Raw genomic sequence first — 17,604 nt, 5'->3', positions numbered from 1 at the left:
CGTGGGTGGGCTGGGCGTGGGTGTCCCTGCCGCCCTGGGCCGGTATGTGGTCGCGACGCAACCGACACCCACCCAGCCCGTCCGGCGCTTGAGGACTGAGGCGCGAAGCGCCGAACCGCGCCGCAGGCGCCGACGCGAACCGCACCGCGCAGCGAGACCGGAGCACCACCCTTCACGAAAGCCCCAGCACGCGCCGCGCAAGAATCCCGCGCTGAACCTCATTCGACCCCCCGTAAATCGTGTCCGCCCGGCTGAAGAGCAGCCGATGCTGCGCCTCATCAACCGCATACGGATCCGAGGCACTCCACACCCCGGGCCCGGCGGCCCCGGCCGCCCCCCGCACCGCGACGGACAACTCACCCAGCCGCTGATGCCATCCGGCCCACAACAACTTGGCCACGCTGGCCGCCCCCGGCACGGAGACACCCCCCGGCGCGACCGCCCCCGGCCGGACGGCCCCCGCGGACCCCAAGGTCCGCATCGCGTTCCAGCGCATCACCTTGAGCTCCGCCCACGCCCGCTCGATCCCCTCCCGGAGCACGGGATCCGCAACCGCCCCGGTGGCCACCGCACAGTCGGCCACCGCCCGCAGCTCGGCCGCGAAGCCCACCTGCTGCGCCAGCGTCGACACGCCGCGCTCGACGGCGAGCAGGCTCATCGCGACGGACCAGCCGTTGCCCTCACCGCCCACCACGTGCTCCGCGCGGGCGACCGCGCCGTCGAAGTACACCTCGTTGAAGTCGGACTCGCCCGTCATCTGCCGGATGGGCCGCACCTCGATCCGGCCCGGCTGGTCCATCTCCACCAGCAGGAAGGACAGTCCGCGGTGCCGGGCGGAGTCCGGTTCCGTGCGGCACAGGACGAAGCACCACTGCGCCTCGTGGGCCAGCGACGTCCAGATCTTCTGCCCGGTGATCCGGTACTCGCCGCCGGATCCGGACCGTACGGCCGCGGTGCGGAGCCCCGCCAGGTCCGAGCCCGCGCCGGGTTCGCTGTAGCCCTGGCACCACAGCTCCTCACCCCGTGCGACCGGCGGCAGGAAGCGGTCGCGCTGCTCGGGGGAGCCGTGGGCGATCAGCGTGGGGGCGAGCAGCCGCTCCCCGATATGGCCCATCCGGTGCGGGGCGCCGGAGCGTACGTACTCCTCGGCCCACACGACCTGCTGGGTCAGGCTCGCCGTGCGGTTGCCGTAGCCGCCCGTCTGCCAGCCGATGCCGATCCAGCCCGCCGCGCCCAGCTCCTTCTCCCAGGCCCGCCGGTCCGACGCCCCCGGCACACGGGCCGCCAGCCACTGCCGGGCCTCCGCCCGGAACGCGTCGTCCTCTGCGGTGAACGCGAAGTCCATGAGCCCTACCCCGCATCCGGCCCGGCAGCCGACGGATCCCGCCCCGGCCGCCCCGGACCGCCCAGACCCCCCGCGTTCGGTCTGTCGCCGGCCGCCGCCGCACGGGCCATCGCCTCGAGCCGCTCCAGCATCGGCATCGGGTCCACGCCCACGGTCCCCGGCAGGAGGTCCGCGATGCGCTCGGGTGTCCAGCCGCCGTCCGCGGCGTACGCGGCGCGCAGTTCCCGGGGCTGGGCCCAGACGGCGATCTTCGGGCCGGCCACGGTGTAGACCTGGCCGGTGACGGAGCGCGCCCGGTCGGAGAGGAGGTAGACGACCAGGGCCGCCACGTCCTCCGGTTCGCCGATCTCGGTCAGCTCCGTCGGCACCCCGGCCGACATCCGCGTCCGCGCCACGGGTGCCACGCAGTTGGCGGTCACCCCGTACTTGTGCAGGCCGAGGGCCGCGCTGCGGGTGAGGGAGATGATCCCGCCCTTGGCCGCCGAGTAGTTGGCCTGGGACACCGAGCCCTGGTGGTTGCCCGACGTGAAGCCGATCAGCGTGCCGGACCGCTGCCCGCGCATCACCGCGGACGCCGCGCGGAAGAGGGTGAACGTCCCCTTGAGGTGCGTGGCCACCACCGGGTCCCACTCCTCCTCCGACATGTTGAAGAGCATCCGCTCCCGGAGGATCCCGGCCACGCAGACGACGCCGTCGATCCGGCCGAACTCCGTGACCGCGGTGGACACGACCCGTGCCCCGCCCGCCATGGTCGAGACGTCGTCCGCGACCGCGACCGCCGTACCGCCCGCGGCCTCGATCTCCTTCACCACTGAGGCCGCGATCTCGCTCGACGGCTCGCTGCCGTCCACGGACACGCCGTAGTCGTTGACCACGACCCGCGCGCCCTCCGCCGCGCACGCGAGGGCCACCGCGCGGCCGATGCCGCGTCCCGCCCCCGTGACCGCGACCACCTTGCCGGCCAGGAAATCCCCCACGCCGAGCCCCTTTCCGCGATATCTGACGGACCGTTAGATTCTAGGGGCGGGGTCCGGGGAGGGCCAGAGGCGAGCGAGAGGCGGACGTGATGGCACTGTCGGAGGAGTTCCGCGAGACCGCCAAGCGCGTGAACAACTGGGGGCGCTGGGGCGACGCCGACGAACGCGGCACGCTCAACCTCATCACCGACGAGGTCGTACGCGCCGCGGCCGCCACCGTCCGCTCCGGCCGCCGCGTCCCCCTCGCCCTGCCGCTGCGGCAGAACGGCGTGCAGACCGGCCTGATCCCCGGGCGGGTCAACCCGCTGCACACCATGACCATGGTCAACTGGGAGATGTTCGGCCCGGACACCGTCGCCACCAGCGACGACGTGGCGACCCTCGGACTGCAGGCCGCCACCCACTGGGACGGCCTCGGCCACGTCTCCCACTCCGGCCGCCTCTACAACGGCCGCCCGGCCACCACCATCACCCCGCACGAGGGCGCCTCGTTCGCCGGCATCGAGAAGACCGGCCCGGTCGTCTCCCGCGGCGTCCTGCTCGACATCGCCCGCGCGCACGGCGCCGACGAGCTGCCCGACGGCCACGCGATCACCCCGGAGGACCTCGAGGCGGCCGAGGAGCAGGCCGGTGTCCAGGTCGGCGCCGGCGACATCGTGCTCGTCCGCACCGGCCGGATGCGGCGCTATCTCGCCGGTGACGCCCAGGGGTACGGCGGCGGGGCGAGTCCGGGGCTGTCGCGTCGTACGCCGGAGTGGTTCCACGCGCGGGACGTCGCCGCGGTGGCCACGGACACCATCGCGTTCGAGGTGATCCCGCCGGAGGACCCCGCGATGTGGCTGCCCGTACACGCCCTGCATCTGGTGGAGATGGGCATGCTGCAGGGGCAGAACTGGAACCTGGAGGAGCTGGCGACGGCCTGCGTGGAGGCGGGACGCCACGCGTTCCTGCTCTCGGCGACCCCCGAACCCTTCACCGGCGGCACGGGCGCGCCGGTCGCCCCGGTGGCGGTTCTGTAAGCCCGGCGGCGAACCGCGCCGAGGGCCGGGTGACGGTGCGCCGACGCGCACCCCGAGCGTGGCATCCGCGGACCGCCACCCGGCGACAGCAGCCCGCGTTCGGCCCGGGACTGCCGGTCGAGCGACCCGCGTTCGCCAAGGAAGCCGCATCGGAGTCCGCGCCGGACCCGCGACAGCGCGCCCTCAGCGTCCCCTCGCCGACGAATCGCTGTCCACAAGGGTGATCAGTCGAGCACCGCGCGTCAACACCTGGTCTGGACTTTGCAGGTCAACTGCTCTGCGGGACGGCGCGCGCGTGCTCGCACGCGCCCGGGTGGGCGACGACCGCCACGGGCAGCCCGCCCGTCCCGGCGGCCGGCGGACGCAGCCGGTCCACCTCGCACCAGATCCGCTTGCCGGTGGTCTCCGTCTGCCAGCCCCATCGGTCGGCCAGCACGTCGACCAGCTCCAGCCCCCGCCCGTGTGTCTCGTCGGCCCCCGCCTGCCGGGGCTGAGGCGCGCGCACGCTCCCGTCGACGACCTCGACGCGCAGCGTTCCCGGTTCCACGCCGTGCCGGGGCAGCACGAGCCGGAGTTCGGCGGGCCGGCCCGTGTGCACGACCGCGTTCGTGACCAGCTCCGAGATGAGGAGGATCAGCGTCTCCGCGCTAGGGTCGTCGCCCTCCATCCCCACCCACGCCAGTCGTGTACGCGCCCACCTCCGGGCCCGCCCCACCTCCACGGGATCGGGCCGGACCACGAGCTGAACCTGGAGCTGCTGCACCGCTCACACCACCCGGATCGTCACACGCTGTGACCTCATTGCTGTACAGCATGATTGACGTAGCGTCACTGCCACAAGCGCTTCGGGCATATTCCAGCGCGAAGGAGTACGTCTGCGGCATACTGTGCGACGCGTGCGTCCGGGCGTCGAACACCCCTTGCCGCACGGCTTACTGCGGCCTCCACCCCGGCGCACCGCTGCGTCCGCCGAGACCCGACCGGCCTCCGCGACGCCGTGACGCCTATGGACGACTCGCACCTTACGGAGCGTACCGGAGCCCCTCGTCAACTCCGTGCTGTGACAGGTCGGCACGTTTGAACGACGACGCTGGGTAGTCACAGCAGCAACGCCAGCTCGTCCGCCGCCCCCGCCCCGGACAGCCACTCGCGCTCGTGCAGCCAGGCCCGCTTCAGATACAGATGCAGGTCCGCCTCCCAGGTGAAGCCCAGGCCGCCGTGCAGCTGGATCGCGTCCCGGGCCCCGCGCACGGCCGCCTCGTCGGCGAGCAGCTTCGCGGTCGCGACGTCCGCCGCGTCCCCCGTCACCGCCGCCGCGTAGACCGCGACGCGGGCCAGTTCGACGCGCGTGAGCATGTCGGCGCACAGGTGCTTGACCGCCTGGAACGCGCCCACGGGGCGGCCGAACTGCGCGCGCGCTCGTACATGCGCCACCGTAGCCTTGAGCACCGCCTCGGCACCCCCCAGCTGGAGGGCCGCCGTGAGCAGCGCCCCCTCGTACCGCAACGCCTCGGGCGAGCCCGCCGACGTCCGGTGCAGCGGCGTGAGCGGATCGACGGACCGTACGGGCTCGGCCTGCCCCCGTACCGACGCTGCCGGACGCGGACCGTCCGCCGTCAGCACCAGATCCGCGTCCTCCAGATACGGCACCGACCCCGCCGGCTCCCCGACCGTCACCACCGCGTCCCCCCGCCCCGCCAGATGCGTCGCCACCAGCGGCCCCGGTACGAGCGCCCGGCCCGCCTCCGCGAAGAGCAGCACCGCCTCCGGCAGCCCCAGCCCCGCGCCCCCGGCGTCCTCGGGCAGCCGCAGCGTGAACAGCCCGGCCTCCGCCAGCGAGGCCCACAGCGCCCGGTCGAGCCCCGGCTTCTCCACGCACGCGCGCAGCCGTTCGCGCCCGAACCGCCCCCGCAGCAGCGACCGCATCCCGTCCCGCAGCGCCCGCTGGTCGTCCGTCAGCTGAAACCGCACGCTCACCCCTTGGGCAGGCCGAGGATCCGCTCGGCGACGATGTTCCGCTGGATCTGCGAGGTGCCGGCGGCGATGGTGTACGACAGTGAGCTCAGCCGGTCGACGACCCACTCCTCGTCCAGGTCCAGCACCGCCGCGCCGAGGACCTCGGCCGCGACGTCGTACAGCTCCTGCCGGGCGTGCGAGAAGCGCAGCTTGAACACCGAGCCGCCGGCGCCCGGCACGCCGCCCGCGGCGGCCTCGCTGACGTTCCACTGCACCAGCCGCCAGAGCGCCGCGAACTCGGCGTGCAGCCGCCCGAGCCGCCCGCGCAGCGCGCCGTCGTCCCAGCGCCCGTTCTCCCGGGCGCGCGCCGCCAGCGCGCCCAGCACCCGCCGGCAGGCGACGACCTCCCCCACGAACGCCGTCCCCCGCTCGAACGACAGGGTGACCATCGTGACCCGCCACCCGTCGTTCTCCGCCCCGACCCGGTTGCCCACCGGCACCCGCACCTCGTCGAGGAACAGCTCCGCGAACTCCTGCGACCCGGCGAGCGTCCGCAGCGGCCGCACGGTGACGCCGGGCGCGTCCATCGGCAGGGCGAGCCAGGTGATGCCGCGGTGCTTCGGGGCCTCGGGGTCCGTGCGCACCAGCAGCTCGCACCAGTCGGCGACCTCGGCGTGCGAGGTCCACAGCTTGGCGCCGCTCACGACGTACGCGTCCCCGTCCCGCACCGCCCGCGTCCGCAGCGCGGCCAGGTCCGAGCCGGCCTCCGGCTCGGAGAAGCCCTGGCACCACACCTCGTCCCCGCGCAGGATCGGCGGCAGCCAGCGCCGCCGCTGGGCGTCCGTCCCCTCCACGGCGATGGTCGGGCCCGCGTGCAGCAACCCCACGAACCCGGCGCCCACATACGGCGCCCCGGCCTTCTCCGTCTCCTCCAGGAAGATCAGGTGCTCGGTGGGCGAGGCCCCGCGCCCCCCGGAGTCGGCGGGCCAGTGCAGACCGGCGTACCCGGCGTCGTACAGCATCCGCTGCCAGGCGCAGTCGTACGCCCGCCTCCCCGGCCAGTCGGTGGCGGCCGGCTTCGGCGGCAGCCCGGGCAGGACCTTCGCCAGCCAGTCGCGCAGCTCGCGGCGGAAGGCCTCTTCCTCCTCGGTGTACGTGAGGTCCACGCCGGATCAGGCCCGGTCGGGACCGAGGCCGAGGTCCCGGTCGAGGTCTCGGTCCCGATCGAGGTCCCGGTCGAGGTCGAGGTCGAGCATGCGGATGGCGTTGCCGCGCATCAGCTTGTAGACCGTCTCGTCGTCCAGACCCTTCACGTGCTCCAGCGCGACCTCCTTGGTGTGCGGGAAGGTCGAGTCGACGTGCGGGTAGTCGGTCTCGAAGACGGCGTTGTCGCGGCCGACGACGTCGAGCGAGGCCACGCCGTGCCGGTCGCGGAAGAAGCAGGCGAACATCTGCCGGTAGTAGTACGTCGACGGGGGCTCGGGGATGAGGTCGCGCACCCCGCCCCAGGCGCGGTGCTCGCGCCACACGTCGTCCGCCCGCTCCAGCGCGTACGGGATCCAGCCCATCTGGCCCTCGCTGTAGGCGAGCTTCAGCCGGGGGAACCTCACCAGCACGCCGCTGAAGAGGAAGTCCGTCATGGACGCCATGGCGTTGTTGAAGCTCAGCGTCGCCTGGACGGCGGGCGGGGCGTCGGGGGAGGCGGCGGGCATCTGCGAGCTCGACCCGATGTGCATGTTGACGACGGTCCCGGTCTCCTCGCAGACGGCGAAGAAGGGGTCCCAGTAGCCGGAGTGGATGCTCGGCAGCCCGAGGTACGTCGGGATCTCGCTGAACGTCACCGCCTTCACGCCGCGCGCGGCGTTGCGCCGGATCTCCTCGACGGCCAGCCCGACGTCCCACAGCGGGATCAGGCACAGCGGGATCAGCCGGCCGCCGCTGTCGCCGCACCACTCCTCGACCATCCAGTCGTTGTACGCCCGTACGCAGGCCAGCGCGACGTCCTTGTCCTTGGCCTCGGCGAAGGTCTGGCCGCAGAAGCGGGGGAAGGTGGGGAAGCACAGGGACGCCTCGACGTGGTTGAGGTCCATGTCCTTCAGCCGCTCCGCCGGGTCCCAGCAGCCAGGGCGCATCTCGGCGCGGGTGATGCCCTCCAGCGTCATGTCGTCGCGGTCGAAGCCGACGGCGGCGATGTTGCGTTTGTACGGGAACTTCAGGTCCTCGTAGATCCACCAGTCGGTGGGGGGCCCGTCCGGATCCATCGTGATCCGGTACTTCCCGCCCACGTACTCCAGCTCGCCGATCCCGGCGGTGGTCGGCTGTGGGCCCCGGTCCCGGTACTTCGCGGGCAGCCACCGTTCGAAGAGATGCGCCGGTTCGATCACATGGTCGTCGACGCTGATGATCCTGGGCAGCTCCATGGGGCGCCTCCGAGTCTGACGGGTCGTCAGATACGAGGCTAGCCGTCCCGGGTTCGGGGCGACAAGGCAACCGGGTGGCCGGGTTGCGGCGGAGGGCTCCCGCCGCACCTCTGGACCCCTCGGGCGCGACGCCCTACGCTGCCCGCAATCTGACTGTGCGTCAGCTTGCCGACGGAGGGGTCGAGATGCGGGACGAGGCCGCGGCGATGACGGGGAGCGCGTCCACGGAACCGGAGGCCGGCGCCGTACCGCGGGAGCTGCGGGACGCCCCCACCCTCTGGGCGCTGCTGGCCCGCCGAGCCGCCCTCTCCCCGGACACGCCCGCGCTGATCCAGGCGGGCGACACCCCGGCCGACGACCGCACGGTGACCTTCGGCGAGCTGAAGGCGCGCGCCGAACGCACCGCCGCGGGGCTGCACCGGCTCGGCGTACGGCCGGGGAGCAGCTTCGTCTGGCAGCTGCCGACGCGGATCGAGACCGTCGTCCTCTCGCTCGCCCTGGCCCGGCTCGGCGCGGTGCAGAGCCCGGTCATGCCCATGTACCGGGAGCGCGAACTGGGCTTCGCGGTCCGCGAGACACGGGCGGACTTCCTGGCCACCCCGGGGCGGGAGTGGCGCGGCTACGACTACGCGGCGCTGGCGGAGCGGGTGGCGGCGGCGGTGGTGGCGGAGACGGCGGTGGCGGGGACGGCGGCGACGGAGACGGAGACGGAGACGGAGACGGCGGCGGAGACGGCGGCGGCAGAAACGAGGACGGCAGAACCGTCGGCCGCACGCGCACCGGACGCCCGAAACCCCACCGCCCCGCACACCCGCCCAAGGGTAATCGCCGCCTACGACAACCTCCCCGAACCGGGCCAGGCCCCCGACCCCGCGACCGGGACCGGGACCGCGGAACCCCTCCCCCCACCCCCCACGGACGGCACCGAGGTCCGCTGGATCTACTGGACCTCCGGCACCACCTCCGACCCCAAGGGCGTCCGCCACACCGACCGCAGCCTCATCGCGGGCGGCGCCTGCCTCGCGCTCGCGCTGCGGCTGCGCGCCGACGACATCGGCTCGATCGCCTTCCCGTACGCCCATATCGGCGGCCCCGACTACCTCGTCATGCTGCTGCTCTCCGGCATACCGGCCGTCCTCTTCGAGCAGTTCGCCCTGCCCGCCGCCCTCGACGCGTACCGCCGCAACGGCGTCACCGTCGCCGGCGGCTCCACGGCGTTCTACTCGATGTTCCTGGCCGAGCAGCGCAAACAGCCGGACACCAGGCTCATCCCCACCCTCCGCCTCCTCGCGGGCGGTGGCGCGCCCAAGCCGCCCGAGCTGTTCCACGAGGTCCGGCGGGAGATGGGCTGCCTGCTCACCCACGGCTACGGCATGACCGAGGCCCCGATGATCACCATGGGCGCCCCCGACGACACCCCCGAGAACCTCGCCACCACCGAGGGCCGCCCGCCCGCCGCGATGGAGATCCGCGTCACCGACGCGGACGGGAAGCCGCTGCCCGCCGGGCACGACGGCGAGGTGCGGCTGCGCGGCGAGGCGGTGTGCCAGGGGTATCTCGACGCCGCCCAGAGCGCCGCGGCGTTCGACGCGGACGGCTTCCTGATCACCGGCGACCTGGGGCATCTCACCGAGAGCGGCCATCTCGTCCTCACGGGGCGGGTGAAGGACATCATCATCCGCAAGGGCGAGAACATCTCCGCCAAGGAGGTCGAGCAACTCCTGTACGAGCACCCCGCGGTCGGCGACGTGGCCGTGGTCGGCCTGCCGGACCCGGTCCGCGGGGAGCTGGTCTGCGCGGTGGTCGAGCAGCCCGCGGGCGCCGCGCCGCTGACCCTGCGGGACGTCACGTCGTACCTGAGCGCGCAGGGTCTCGCCGTACACAAGCTGCCGGAGCGGCTGGAGGTCGTCGACGCCCTCCCCCGCAACGAGACCCTCCGCAAGGTCCTCAAGTACCAGCTACGCGAACGCTTCACGGACGCCTAGCGCCTCCCGGGGGGGGTACGCCGAGCGGATTCCGCGAAGCAGCTCAGGCCGGCGGGAGCTTCAGCTTCAGGCCGCCTGGATCAGTTCGTGCTGCGCGCCTCGAAGTGCAGGTGCAGGCCCGTCACGTTGCCCGTCGCGCCCGACAGGCCGATCCGCTGGCCGCCGGCGACCGACGCGCCCTGCGCCACCGCGCGCTCGCTGAGGTGGGCGTAGAGCGCGTAGTGGCCGTCCGTCATCCGGATGACGACGTAGTTGCCGTACGACCCGTCGAAGGCGGAGGTGACGACCGTCCCCGGCCCCACGGCCAGCACGGGGGTCCCCGTCCCCACCCCGAAGTCGACCCCCGTGTGGAACCCGGCGGCCCGGGTGCTCACGCCGGCAGCGGCTCACCCAGGTCGTCCAGTGCCTCGCCCAGCTCGCCGTACACCTCGAAGAGGCGTCGTACGCCGAGAGCGGAAAGCACCCGGTTCACCTGGGACTCGGCCGGTTCGCGGCCGTCCGGCAGGACCAGCCGCAGGCGGCCGCCGCAGGAGCGGATCTGGCGGCGGACGGCGATCAGCACACCGACCCCGCTGGAGTCGCAGACCCGTACGCCGGCCAGGTCGACGACCACGTCGCGCCGCCCTTGGGCGACGGCTTCGTGCAGCCGGTGCCGCAGTGCGGGCGAGGTGAGAAGGTCCATCTCCCCGTGCACCCGCAGGACGAGCCAGCCGTTCCGCTCGCTCTCATCCATCCGCAACGTCACGTATCGGTGTCCTTCGGCCCGTCGTGCCCCGGTCGGCGTTCCACCACCGCCTGCCCAACTGTCCCAGCGCGAAACGCCCTCGCTGCACTACATTCGATAGGACCGCTACGCCACAGCACGGGGGACGCGCACGGAGGGGGGTTCGATGACGTACCCGCAGGACGCGCCGCCGCGCTGGGACCGCAAGATGCAGCAGCGCCTCGCGCGCGGCGAGGCCGCCGCGCTCGGCGAGCTCTACGACCGGCACGCCTCCCTCGTGTACGGGCTGGCCCGCCACGTACTGTCGGACGACGAGGCCGCGGAGCAGATCACCGCGGACGTCTTCGCCTACCTCTGGCAGCACCCCGACGCCTACGACCCGCGCCGCACCCCGCTGCGCGCCTGGCTGGCGACGATCGCGCACAAGCGGGCCGTACGGCGGCTGCGCTGGGACGAGATCAACGAGCAGAAGGAGCGCGGCTACACGCCGACGCCGCAGGAGGAGACGGCCTCCGAGGTCCGGATCCAGGCGCTGGCGGCCGAGGCCCGCGCGGACTACATACTGCAGTCCATGCCGTCGCCCCTGCGCGCCGCCCTGGAGATGGCGTACTTCCAGCGCCGCGACTACCGGCAGACCGCCGCCGAACTGGGCATCACCCACGCGGAGGCGCGCCGCCGGCTGCGGCTGGGCCTGCAACTGCTGGCCACCGCCCAGCCGCCGCCGTCGCCCGGCGGGCCCTCCGCCGCGCCCGCGGTCCCCGGCGGGTGGCCGTCATGAGCATGGGCCCGTACGACCACGCCCTCCTCCAGTCCCTCCTGGGCGCCTGGGCGCTGGCCGCCTGCGCGCCGGAGGAGACGGCCGCCGTCGAGGCGCACCTGACCGACTGCGGCGCCTGCGCCGACGAGGCGCTGCGGCTGCGCGGCGCCGTGACGATGCTGCACCCGCAGGAAGGGCTCGACCTCGATCCGGGGCTACGGGCCCGGGTGCTGGACTTCTCCCGCGAGCGGCGCCGCCCCCAACTGCCCGTCCCCGGCTGGGCCGCCGCCTACGACGCGGAGACCGCCCGGCTGGACGCCCTGCTGGAGGACATGGACGAGTCGGAGTGGGGCGCGCCCGTCATGCTCAGCTGGTACGACGGCGAGCGAACGGCCCGCCGCGAGACGTCGGTCGCCGGGGTGATCGGCCATCTGCTGGCCGTCGACGGGCTGGCGGCGCTCGCGCTGGGCCTGCCCGACCCGCTGCGGACGGGCGCCGAGGCGCCGCCGCCGGGCACCCCGGTCGCCTCGCCCGAGGAGCGTACGGAGACGTTCTGGGAGGAGGCCGGCTCCTCCCACGCGGAGCAGCAGCGGCTCTCCCGCGAGCTGCGCCGCAGCCACGCCGGCACGGTGCGCGGCGTCTGGCGCGACCAGAACTACCGGCTGATCCGCACCGCCTCCTTCGGCGCCCGCAGCGTCGCCGACGTCCCCGTCCCGTACGGGCCGGGGATCAGCCTGCCGATCCGTGACGCCTTCGTCGACCGGGCCTTCGAGACGTGGATACACGCGGCGGACATCGCCGACGCCGTCGCCTATCCGTACGGCGATCCCGAGCCCCGTCATCTGCACCGGCTGATCGAGCTGGCGGCGCGGATGCTGCCGCGTTCGCTCGCCGAGCGGCGCCGGGCGGGGCTGGCGGGGCCGCCGGCGGAGCTCCTCGAGGCCGGGGAGGAGGGGCGCAGTCTGCATCTGGAGATCGAGGGGGAGGGCGGCGGCGACTGGTTCATCCCGCTCGACTCGCCTGCGGCGGCCGCCTCCCAGAAGGGGAAGGTGGCTCATGTGGTGCTGGAGGGTGTGGAGTTCTGCAAGATAGCCGCGGGGCATCTGGCGCCTGAGGAGGCTGCGGCGGGTAGTGATGGTGATGCTCGGGCGGTGGGCGAGGTGCTCTACGCTGCGGCGGCGCTGAGTCGGCTCTGACTTCCGGTCCGTCGGTCGGTCGCGTTCCGTCGGCGCCTGCGGCGCGTTTCGGCTTCGCCGAAGTCCTCAAACGCCGGACGGGCTGGTATTGCGTCCCTCGCCGTCCTGCGCCGGGAGGTGCGGTCAGGCGAATACGACGGTTCGGGTGCCGTTCAGGAGGACTCGGTGTTCGCTGTGCCATTTCACGGCGCGCGCGAGCGCCTGGCATTCGACGTCGCGGCCGATGGCCACCAGCTGTTCCGGGGTGACCTCGTGGCCTACGCGTTCGACCTCCTGCTCGATGATCGGGCCCTCGTCGAGGTCGGCCGTCACATAGTGCGCGGTGGCGCCGATCAGCTTCACGCCGCGCGCGTGCGCCTGGTGGTACGGCTTCGCGCCCTTGAAGCTCGGCAGGAAGGAGTGGTGGATGTTGATGATCCGCCCGGACAGCTGCTTGCACAGATCGTCGCTGATGACCTGCATGTAGCGGGCGAGCACCACCAGCTCCACGTCCTCCGCCCGCACCAGCTTCAGCAGCTGCGCCTCGGCCTGCGCCTTGGTGTCGGCGGTGACGGGGATGTGGTGGAAGGGGATGTCGTACGAGGCGACGAGCTCGCGGAAGTCGGTGTGGTTGGAGACCACTCCGGCGATCTCGATCGGCAGGGCGCCGATCGAGGTGCGGAAGAGCAGGTCGTTCAGGCAGTGCCCGAACTTGCTGACCATGAGCAGCACCCGCATCCTGGCCCGCGCCTCGTGCAGCTCCCAGTCCATCTGCCAGGAGTCGGCGACCGCCGCGAAGCTGGCCCGCAGCCGCTCCAGCGTGACCTGCGCGCCGGCGGAGAAGTGCACCCGCATGAAGAACAGCCCGGTGGTCCGGTCGCCGAACTGCTGGCTGTCCTCGATATTGCAGTCCGTCATGAAGAGATAGCTGGACACCGCGTGCACGATGCCCTGTTTGTCGGGACACGACAGCGTGAGGATGTACTCGACGGACTGGTCGGCGGACCGTTGGGCGGGCTGCGCGGCGCTCATGCGGACTACCTTCGCATACGCGAGACGAACGTCACGCCGCTCCGGTCATGATCGCCAGCACTTCGAGGGACTTGGGCGGGGCGTCGGGGTCCTCGCTGTCGTTCTCCGTCAGCCGCACATGGGCCTCGCGGGTGGCGCGCAGCGCCTCCGGCCAGCCGTGGTGCGCCAGATACGCGGAGACGGGCGCGTCCGCGCCGACCTGGTGCATGATGCGCAGCACCCGCAGCACGGCAACGTCCACCAAGGCCGCTTCCTGCGAGTCGCGGAAGATCGTTCCGACGTACTTCTCGGCCGACCAGTTGTCCAGCCAGGTGTCCTCGACCAGCCGGTAGACCGCGTCGGTCACGTCCCCGTAGCCGGGGACGCCCGCCGCCCAGTACTCCTGCTGGAAGGCGGTGTCGGAGAGCATGTGCAGCGCGGAGCGGACGTTCGCGCGCCAGCGCCACCAGGGCATGTCTTGGATGGGCATGGTGCTCATCCTGCTGGAGCGGCGCCCGGCTCGGGAAGAGCTTTCGGAAGCTTGCATGGAACCGATCGTATGCGGGTCAATCAGGCGCGCCGTACGACCGGCGTCACAGCTGGGTGGCCTGGCGGGTGGGCAGGTCGTACTTCCGCGCGGTCGGATTCCACAGCTGGGCGGCGCGCTGCTTGGCCTGCGAGGCGATACCGCTCTGCTGGTCGCCGGCGCGCTTCTCGGCCGTGACACGGGCCTGGCGGTCGTCGTCATCGCCGCCGCAGCCGCGCTTGCCGCCGCGGGCCATCTGGTCGGCCCAGTTCGCGTAGTGCGTGTCGGCCGAGGCGGACGCCTTCCAGGCGCTGGTGAGGTTGTCGGCGAGCTTGGCGTGGTTGGGCAGCTGGTCGATGGCCAGGCCCTGGAGCTGGGTGACCAGGCTGTTGCGCTGCTGGGCGGCGGCGCGCAGATCCTGCGCGGCCTTGCCCAGGTTCTCGCACTGCTTGATGTCCTCCACCGCGCCGATCACCGCGGTGCGGCTGTCGTTGCTGGTGGCCAGCAGATCGCTGAGCTTGACGGCCTGGGCCTTCGCACCGTCCTCGGCGGGCTTCTCGCTGGGCTCGCCGCTCGCGGGTGCGCTCTGGGTGGCGGCGGTGGGCGACGGGTCGTCGTCGCCGTCGCCGCTGCTGAGCAGCCAGCCGGCGGTCAGACCCAGCACGACACAGGCGGCGGTGCCCAGGGCGACCATCGCCCAGCGGGGGACGGAGGGCGAGCGGTCGTCGGTGCCGTCGTCGTAGTAGGGGTCGTAGCCGCCCTGGTCCGGCGGCGGCTGCTGGTAGCGCGGGATCTGCTGGGTGGCACCCGGATCGGCGGACGGGGTGTCGCGGTACAGGGCGTCGAAGTCGTTGGCCGCGTGCCGGGCACGGGCGTTCGGCGGGGCGGCGGCGGCCTCGTACACCTCGTAGGACTGCATGCGGTACGCGTCGTCCTGGCCGCCGCTCCCCGCGACCGGGTCCTGGCCGGGAACGGGCGGGAGGTACTGGGTGGCCTCCGCGTCGGCCGGCTGCGGGGCCGCCGCGGGCCAGTCCCCGCCGGGGACCGGGGGTATGAACTGGGTGGCCTCGGCGTCCGGGGACGGGGCGGGCGCGTAGCCGCCGGGCGCGGGCGGGTACGCCTGGTGGCCGTCCGCGGGGACAGCACCGTTCGTACCCGCCGGGTACGCCGGACGGCCGTCGGGCGGGAGGTCTCCGGCGTAACCGGACCGGCCGGCCGGGTCGGAGCCCCAGGGCCGGCCGCCCGCCGGAGTCACGCCGTCGCGCTCCTGGGCCTGCGGCTCACCGCTCATTCCGCTGTGCGACACCGGTTCTCCTCGTAACCACACCTGACCGAACACGCCTTCAGTCGGGTTACGCTACCTGCTCCCGGCCGCCGCAGGCGATGCCCCGAGCCCCTCCAGGTGCTTGCTGAACTCGCGCACCGCCGGTTCGTGCCCGTAGGGCTCCAGCACGCGTGCGAGTTCCGTCACACCCGCCGTCGCGCGGACCGATCCGATGCCGCGCAGCAACTCCACCGCCCGGACCCCGTTGCCGCACGCCTCCTCCACCTCCCGCTGCTCCGCCTGCGCGGTCGCCAGCAGCGCCAGGTCGATCACCCGCCGCCGCACCCGCTCCGCCGGATGCCCGGCGAGGGCCTCCTGCGCGCACCGCGCGGCCGCCGCGGGCCGGCCCAGGGCGCGATGGCACTGCGCCAGCTCGCCGGCCAGGTACGCGGGGTCGAAGTGCGCGATCCACGGCGGATCGGCCTCGCTGCCCCTGGACCGCGGCTGCGCCTGCGCGCGCTCCATCTCCGCCAGCGCGCGGTCCGCGGCGCCCCGGCAGCCGCGGGCGTCGCCGCCCGCCGCGGCGGCACGGGCCTCCGCGGCGTGGAACAGCGCCAGCGCGCGCGGCGGCACCTGCTCGCGGGTGCCCTCGATGCCCGTCCGGGCGAGCTGGCGGGCCTCGCGGGCGCTGCCGATGTCCGCGGCGAGGCGGCTCATCCCCGCGCACAGCACATAGCCGCCGAGCCCCCGGTCGCCGCCGGCCTCCGCGAGGCGCAGCGCCTGGATGTAGTAGCGCAGCGCCAGGCCCGGACGGCCGGCGTCCACCGCCATGGAACCGGCGACCTCCGTCAGCCGGGCGGCGGCCGCGTACAGCTCGCGCGCCGTCGCCTCGGCGCAGGTGCCGCCGAGCAGGACGGAGACCACGCCGGAGAGGTAGTGCACGACCGCCGGGCGGATCAGTACGCCGCCGTGGCGCCGGTCGAGCCGGACGAAGCCCTCCGTGGCGGTACGGATCGCCGCGACGTCGCCCCGCCCCACCCGCGGACCACCGGCCCGGCGCCCCTGCGCAGGAACGGCGGCCGGCGGTCCGGTGCCGATCAGCCAGTCGCGGCTGGGTTCCACGAGCGCGGCGGCCGTCGGCGGCGCCTCGATCAGGAACGCGTGCCTGGTCACGTCGCTGCGCCAGAGCTGGCGCACCTGGTCCAGGGCTTCGGCCAGCCCGGGTGCGTAACCGAGGCCGACGGTGGCGCCCGCCGGGCGGCCGTCGGACATGCCGATCTCGTCGAGGGTGACCGTACGGCCCAGCTTGCGGCCCAGCGCCTCGGCGACCATCGCCGGGGCCCGGCCGCGCGGCTGCTGGCCGCGCAGCCAGCGGGCCACGGAGGTCTTGTCGTACCGCAGGTCGAGGCCGTGCTCCGCACCCACTATGTTCACCCGCCTGGCCAGCCCGGCGTTCGAGCAGGCCGCGTGCTGGATCATGTGCTGCAGTCGTTCGTTGGGCTGGCGGGTGATGATCGGCCTCGCGGCCATGCACGACCCCCTGAGGGACGGAGAGTCACGGGCTGGCGGGTTTCCGCCACTCATGGTGATCATTGCCGCTCACGGGGCGCGGAAACGCGTGCCCCCCTGACTGCGCCAATGCGCCCCGAGGTGTCGCACCGGGCCGTAACCCTCCCCGTAACCCCAGCTCGGAGGGGAAGTTGTGATGAGCGTGAACGACACTCTGGGAGTCAACTCCACCGCGCAAGTACCCACTCAGAAGCGTACGGCGGAAGGCGGGATCGGCAGCGACCTGCTCGACGCGGCCCTGCTCTACGTCGAGGAACGGCATTGGGACGTCATCCCGGGCACCTGGCTCGAGTATCCCGAGGACCGGCTGGGCGGCGGCGTGGAGCACTGCTCGTGCGGCGCACCGGACTGCCAGGCGCCGGGCGCACACCCCGCGCGCCGGGACTGGAAGGCGGCGGCGACGGCGTCGCCCACGACGGTGCGGCGGATGTGGGGGAAGACGCCCCGGGCCTCGGTGATGCTGCCCACGGGACGGCAGTTCGACGTCGTCGACGTGCCGGAGACCGCGGGCTGCCTCGCGCTCGCGCGGCTCGAGCGGACGGACGTGCCGCTCGGGCCGATCGCGGCCACGCCCGACCGCCGGATGCTGTTCTTCGTCCTGCCCGGGGCGGAGGCGAAGGCGGACGGCCTGCTGCGGCAGCTCGGGTACACGCCGTCCGGGATCGACCTCGCGATCCGCGGCGACGGCTCCTGGATCCCGGCCCCGCCCACGCGCGTGGGGACGCGGGGGTGCGTCCAGTGGGCGCGCAAGCCGACGGTGACCAACGCGTGGTTTCCGGATCTGGACGACCTCATCAGTTCTCTTGCGTATGCGTGTGGGCGGGAGCGGGGGCGTGGGACGGGGGGTCTGGGGGGCTACCGCGAGGGCGTCGCGGC

The 17,604-nt window shown here is 73.4% G+C and carries 17 protein-coding genes; 5 read left to right on the top strand and 12 right to left on the bottom strand.

Going from position 1 to position 17,604, the window contains the following annotated elements:
- Positions 1-172: 172 nt before the first annotated feature.
- Together AB0M28_RS36055 and AB0M28_RS36050 are read right to left on the bottom strand one after the other, a co-directional pair.
- Entirely contained in the window at positions 173-1,345 is a 1,173-nt protein-coding gene (locus AB0M28_RS36055; protein WP_365414288.1) for an acyl-CoA dehydrogenase family protein, read from the bottom strand.
- A gap of 5 nt (positions 1,346-1,350) precedes the next feature.
- Positions 1,351-2,322, bottom strand: coding sequence for an SDR family oxidoreductase (locus tag AB0M28_RS36050; protein WP_365414285.1), 972 nt, complete (start codon positions 2,320-2,322; stop codon positions 1,351-1,353).
- Between the two features lie 89 nt (positions 2,323-2,411).
- Between AB0M28_RS36050 and AB0M28_RS36045 the strand changes: the two genes are divergently transcribed.
- Complete coding sequence (locus tag AB0M28_RS36045; RefSeq protein ID WP_365414283.1) at positions 2,412-3,341, top strand: cyclase family protein; 930 nt, start codon at positions 2,412-2,414, stop codon at positions 3,339-3,341.
- Between the two features lie 268 nt (positions 3,342-3,609).
- Here the strand turns inward: AB0M28_RS36045 and AB0M28_RS36040 are convergent, their stop codons facing one another.
- The 4 genes from AB0M28_RS36040 to AB0M28_RS36025 form a co-directional block, all read right to left on the bottom strand.
- A complete protein-coding gene (locus AB0M28_RS36040; RefSeq protein WP_365414281.1) occupies positions 3,610-4,104 on the bottom strand; it encodes an ATP-binding protein in 495 nt (164 codons plus the stop codon).
- 335 nt (positions 4,105-4,439) lie between these two features.
- Entirely contained in the window at positions 4,440-5,312 is an 873-nt protein-coding gene (locus tag AB0M28_RS36035; protein ID WP_365414279.1) for an acyl-CoA dehydrogenase, read from the bottom strand.
- 2 nt (positions 5,313-5,314) lie between these two features.
- Positions 5,315-6,463, bottom strand: coding sequence for an acyl-CoA dehydrogenase family protein (locus AB0M28_RS36030; protein WP_365414277.1), 1,149 nt, complete (start codon positions 6,461-6,463; stop codon positions 5,315-5,317).
- 6 nt (positions 6,464-6,469) lie between these two features.
- Entirely contained in the window at positions 6,470-7,717 is a 1,248-nt protein-coding gene (locus AB0M28_RS36025; protein ID WP_365414275.1) for an amidohydrolase family protein, read from the bottom strand.
- 206 nt (positions 7,718-7,923) lie between these two features.
- Between AB0M28_RS36025 and AB0M28_RS36020 the strand changes: the two genes are divergently transcribed.
- Complete coding sequence (locus tag AB0M28_RS36020; RefSeq protein WP_365414291.1) at positions 7,924-9,702, top strand: AMP-binding protein; 1,779 nt, start codon at positions 7,924-7,926, stop codon at positions 9,700-9,702.
- An 80-nt stretch (positions 9,703-9,782) separates the two neighbouring features.
- Here the strand turns inward: AB0M28_RS36020 and AB0M28_RS36015 are convergent, their stop codons facing one another.
- Complete coding sequence (locus AB0M28_RS36015) at positions 9,783-10,076, bottom strand: M23 family metallopeptidase (RefSeq protein WP_365414273.1); 294 nt, start codon at positions 10,074-10,076, stop codon at positions 9,783-9,785.
- Positions 10,073-10,447 carry an STAS domain-containing protein gene (locus AB0M28_RS36010; RefSeq protein ID WP_365414271.1) on the bottom strand — a complete coding sequence of 125 codons (375 nt, stop codon included), beginning with the start codon at positions 10,445-10,447 and terminating at the stop codon, positions 10,073-10,075. The genes AB0M28_RS36015 and AB0M28_RS36010 overlap by 4 nt, the downstream gene beginning before the upstream one ends.
- Before the next feature lie 145 nt (positions 10,448-10,592).
- On the opposite strand from AB0M28_RS36010, the gene AB0M28_RS36005 reads away from it, so the two are divergent.
- Both AB0M28_RS36005 and AB0M28_RS36000 read left to right on the top strand, forming a co-directional pair.
- The gene (locus tag AB0M28_RS36005) at positions 10,593-11,204 is read left to right on the top strand and encodes a sigma-70 family RNA polymerase sigma factor (protein ID WP_365414269.1); all 612 of its coding nucleotides are present in this window, start codon (positions 10,593-10,595) and stop codon (positions 11,202-11,204) included.
- A complete protein-coding gene (locus AB0M28_RS36000) occupies positions 11,201-12,379 on the top strand; it encodes a zf-HC2 domain-containing protein (RefSeq protein WP_365414267.1) in 1,179 nt (392 codons plus the stop codon). Before AB0M28_RS36005 ends, AB0M28_RS36000 begins: the two co-directional genes overlap by 4 nt.
- Positions 12,380-12,502: 123 nt before the next feature.
- On the opposite strand, the gene purU is transcribed toward AB0M28_RS36000, so the two are convergent.
- From purU to AB0M28_RS35980, 4 genes are read right to left on the bottom strand one after another with little or no spacing between them, the layout of a single operon-like run.
- Entirely contained in the window at positions 12,503-13,390 is an 888-nt protein-coding gene (gene purU, locus AB0M28_RS35995; protein WP_365414265.1) for a formyltetrahydrofolate deformylase, read from the bottom strand.
- A 31-nt stretch (positions 13,391-13,421) separates the two neighbouring features.
- The gene (locus AB0M28_RS35990; protein WP_365414263.1) at positions 13,422-13,916 is read right to left on the bottom strand and encodes a hypothetical protein; all 495 of its coding nucleotides are present in this window, start codon (positions 13,914-13,916) and stop codon (positions 13,422-13,424) included.
- A 46-nt stretch (positions 13,917-13,962) separates the two neighbouring features.
- Positions 13,963-15,201 carry a hypothetical protein gene (locus AB0M28_RS35985; RefSeq protein ID WP_365414261.1) on the bottom strand — a complete coding sequence of 413 codons (1,239 nt, stop codon included), beginning with the start codon at positions 15,199-15,201 and terminating at the stop codon, positions 13,963-13,965.
- 51 nt (positions 15,202-15,252) lie between these two features.
- The gene (locus AB0M28_RS35980; RefSeq protein WP_365414259.1) at positions 15,253-16,689 is read right to left on the bottom strand and encodes a transcriptional regulator; all 1,437 of its coding nucleotides are present in this window, start codon (positions 16,687-16,689) and stop codon (positions 15,253-15,255) included.
- Between the two features lie 175 nt (positions 16,690-16,864).
- Between AB0M28_RS35980 and AB0M28_RS35975 the strand changes: the two genes are divergently transcribed.
- Positions 16,865-17,604, top strand: a 740-nt coding sequence (locus AB0M28_RS35975) for a bifunctional DNA primase/polymerase (RefSeq protein WP_365414257.1), incomplete at its 3' end; no start/stop codon positions are given.

Source organism: Streptomyces sp. NPDC051940 (assembly GCF_040680895.1).
In the GTDB taxonomy this organism is placed as follows: Bacteria; Actinomycetota; Actinomycetes; order Streptomycetales; family Streptomycetaceae; genus Streptomyces.
This window is presented reverse-complemented; position numbering and strand designations above follow the sequence as displayed.

What these genes read in the sequence shown, in the direction of transcription:
- AB0M28_RS36055 (WP_365414288.1), bottom strand. Translation starts at nt 1,345, where the DNA reads ATGGACTTCGCGTTCACCGCAGAGGACGACGCGTTCCGGGCGGAGGCC.
- AB0M28_RS36045 (WP_365414283.1), top strand. Translation starts at nt 2,412, where the DNA reads ATGGCACTGTCGGAGGAGTTCCGCGAGACCGCCAAGCGCGTGAACAAC.
- AB0M28_RS36025 (WP_365414275.1), bottom strand. Translation starts at nt 7,717, where the DNA reads ATGGAGCTGCCCAGGATCATCAGCGTCGACGACCATGTGATCGAACCG.
- AB0M28_RS36020 (WP_365414291.1), top strand. Translation starts at nt 7,924, where the DNA reads ATGACGGGGAGCGCGTCCACGGAACCGGAGGCCGGCGCCGTACCGCGG.
- AB0M28_RS36005 (WP_365414269.1), top strand. Translation starts at nt 10,593, where the DNA reads ATGACGTACCCGCAGGACGCGCCGCCGCGCTGGGACCGCAAGATGCAG.
- AB0M28_RS36000 (WP_365414267.1), top strand. Translation starts at nt 11,201, where the DNA reads ATGAGCATGGGCCCGTACGACCACGCCCTCCTCCAGTCCCTCCTGGGC.
- purU (WP_365414265.1), bottom strand. Translation starts at nt 13,390, where the DNA reads ATGAGCGCCGCGCAGCCCGCCCAACGGTCCGCCGACCAGTCCGTCGAG.
- AB0M28_RS35990 (WP_365414263.1), bottom strand. Translation starts at nt 13,916, where the DNA reads ATGCAAGCTTCCGAAAGCTCTTCCCGAGCCGGGCGCCGCTCCAGCAGG.
- AB0M28_RS35980 (WP_365414259.1), bottom strand. Translation starts at nt 16,689, where the DNA reads ATGGCCGCGAGGCCGATCATCACCCGCCAGCCCAACGAACGACTGCAG.